Raw genomic sequence first — 1,296 nt, 5'->3', positions numbered from 1 at the left:
CGACCAGCTTCTGGAAGCCTTCTGGACCACGATCCAGCTGACATTTTTCTCCGCGATCGGCGCTGTCATCATCGGTGTGCTGATCGCGGCGATGCGCGTGTCACCGGTCCCGGTCGCCCGATTCCTGGGCGCCGCGTACGTGACCGTGTTCCGCAATACCCCCCTCACACTGATTCTGTTGTTCTGTCTGTTCGGTCTTTCGCAGACGCTCGGAGTCAACCTCGCCAAGTCGGATTCGCCGACTTTTCTGGTGGACAACAACTTCCGACTCGCCGTCCTCGGCCTCAGTGTCTACACCGCCGCGTTCGTGTGTGAGTCACTTCGATCGGGAATCAATACCGTTCCGGTCGGCCAGGCCGAAGCGGGCCGATCACTCGGTCTGTCGTTTGCACAAAATCTTCGGCTGATCGTCCTGCCTCAGGCATTTCGCGCGGTCACAGCACCGCTGGGTAGCGTGCTGATCGCACTGACCAAGAACTCGACCATCGCCGCGGTGATCGGCGTATCCGAAGCCTCAGCGCTGATGAAGAAGATGATCGAAAACGAAGCGGCGATCTTTGTCGTCGGTGGAATCTTCGCTGTCGGTTTCGTGATCCTGACACTTCCCATGGGCTTGATCTTCGGCAAGCTGAGCAAGCGATTCGAGGTTTCACGATGAGCAACCGCGCAACAGTCCTCTACGACGCGCCAGGTCCGAGAGCGCGAAATCTCTACCGATTAGCGTCCCTTGTCGTCGCTGCACTCATGGTCGCAATCGGTTACGTCATCTACCGCGCACTCGACGAAAAGGGCCAGCTGACAGCAGCGAAGTGGGATCCGTTCCTCGAATCCACGTCGTGGACAACGTATCTGATACCCGGCATCCGGGGAACGCTGATCGCGGCTGCGATGTCCATCGTCTTCGCGCTCATCCTCGGTTCTGCACTGGGTATCGGCCGACTCTCCGAGCACAACATCATTCGGAAGATTTGCGGCGTCATCGTCGAATTGTTCCGAGCAGTACCGGTTCTGATTCTGATGATCTTCTCGTATCAGGTGTTCGCCGAATACGAGGTCTTCAAGTCCAAGTACCTCGCACTCGCGGCAGTCGTCGTGGGTCTGACTCTGTACAACGGTTCTGTGATCGCCGAGATCGTCCGTGCCGGAATCAACTCACTCCCACGAGGGCAAAGTGAGGCCGCCAAGGCACTTGGTATGCGCAAGACGCAGATCATGGTGACGATCCTGCTCCCCCAGGCGGTTACCGCCATGCTCCCGGCCCTGATTTCACAGATGGTCGTGGCGTTGAAGGACTCC

At 58.3% G+C, this 1,296-nt stretch carries 2 protein-coding genes; both read left to right on the top strand.

Annotated features, from left to right (window positions below):
• Positions 1-658, top strand: a 658-nt coding sequence (locus A2J01_RS12250) for an amino acid ABC transporter permease (protein WP_064112798.1), incomplete at its 5' end; no start/stop codon positions are given.
• Positions 655-1,296, top strand: a 642-nt coding sequence (locus A2J01_RS12245) for an amino acid ABC transporter permease (protein WP_064112797.1), incomplete at its 3' end; no start/stop codon positions are given. The genes A2J01_RS12250 and A2J01_RS12245, both read left to right, overlap by 4 nt.

The organism is Rhodococcus sp. EPR-134 (assembly GCF_001647205.1).
Classification (GTDB): Bacteria; Actinomycetota; Actinomycetes; order Mycobacteriales; family Mycobacteriaceae; genus Rhodococcus_F; species Rhodococcus_F qingshengii.
Note: the sequence above shows the minus strand (reverse complement) of the source record. Positions and strands in the feature narration are given on the sequence as shown.